The organism is Roseomonas sp. TAS13, assembly GCF_001950415.1.
Lineage (GTDB): Bacteria > Pseudomonadota > Alphaproteobacteria > Acetobacterales > Acetobacteraceae > Roseomonas > Roseomonas mucosa.
In genome coordinates this window covers 1-1,371 of record NZ_BDLP01000645.1, presented here as the reverse complement: position 1 = coordinate 1,371, position 1,371 = coordinate 1, and the positions used below count along the sequence as shown (strand labels likewise).

1 protein-coding gene is annotated in these 1,371 nt (G+C 77.9%); it reads right to left on the bottom strand.

The window, feature by feature from the left end; translation table 11 throughout:
- Nucleotides 1-104: 104 nt before the first annotated feature.
- The coding region (gene wecB / locus ROTAS13_RS24490; RefSeq protein ID WP_371329368.1) for a non-hydrolyzing UDP-N-acetylglucosamine 2-epimerase at nt 105-1,371 on the bottom strand (1,267 nt) is incomplete at its 5' end.

Genomic DNA, 1,371 nt, shown 5'->3' with positions numbered 1-1,371 from the left:
GCCGACGACGCGCACATCCTCCGGCGGATGGGCGGCGGACAGCATCACCACGAGGGGCGCCGATGCCCTGGCGCCGGCGCGGAGGGGCGAGGGGGCGAGGGCGTTCACGCCGCCACCCCCGGAGCCATCCCCAAGGAAGCGCCCAGGCCGGGCAGGGCTTCGCGCAGATGTGCGACCATCCGCGCCCCGGCCTGCCCGTCCCAGAGAGGGATCGGCCGGGCGGCGGGCCAGCGGCCCTGGAGGACCTCCTCCACCGCCCCGGGCAGATCCTCCGGCCGGACCAGCCGGTTGGCACCGGACAGCAGCGTCACCGGCCGCTCGGTGGAAGGGCGCAGGGTCAGGCAGGGCAGGTCCAGCGCCGCCGCCTCCTCCTGCAAGCCGCCGCTGTCGGTGGCGACCAGCCGGGCCCGCGCCATCAGCGACAGGAAGGCGCCGTAGCGCAGGGGCGGCAGGCGCAGGATGCCGGGGGGAAGCGTCAACCCCTGCGCGTCCCCGAGGGCGGCCCCAAGGGCGGCCAGCCGTGCCGCCGTGCGTGGATGCAGCGGCCAGACAAGGGGCAGGCGGCGCGCGGCCTCGCCGGCGGCGCGCAGCAGCGCGGCCAGCGCGGCGGGGCTGTCCACATTGGCCGGGCGGTGCAGGGTGAGCAGCCCGTAGCCGCCGGGCCGCAGCCCCCCGGGCAGCGGCAGCCGACGGGCGGCGGGCAGGGCGCGGAGGAGGCTGTCCACCATCGCATTGCCCACCGCCCGGACCGTCCGGGGGGAATGTCCCTCGGCCAGGAGGCGGGCGGCCGTTTCCTGGTCGGGGGCCCAGAGGAGGTCGCTCACCGCATCGATGGCGCGGCGGTTGATCTCCTCCGGCATGTCGCGCTCGCCGCAGCGCAGCCCAGCCTCCAGATGCGCCACGGGGATACCCAGCTTGCGCGCCGCCAGCGCGGCGGCCAGGGCGCCGTCCACGTCGCCGGGCACCACCACCAGGGCGGGGCGGCGCGTTTCCCAGAACGCGGCGCAGGCCATCAGGGTGCGGCCGGTCAGCTCGGCATGGCTGCCCCCGGCGATGCCAAGGGAGACGTCCGGCGCCGGCAGGCCGAGATCGGCCAGATGGTCGCCGAACATGGCGGCGTCGTGGTGCTGGCCGGTGTGCAGGATCACCGGCCGTGCGCCCATCGGATTCTCCCGCAGCGCGTGCCAGAGGGCGGCGATCTTGGGCAGGTTCGGCCGGGCGGCGGCCACCAGGTGCAGCTCGGGCAGGCGCGGCCCGGGCGGAGGGGACGGGGCGGGCCCTGGCGCGGCGGGGGCGGGACCGTCCGGCAGGCGGGTTTCCGGGGCCGCGGGGGAGGCGGGGCGGGGCATGGCGTCAGGCCGGGGCCAGGGC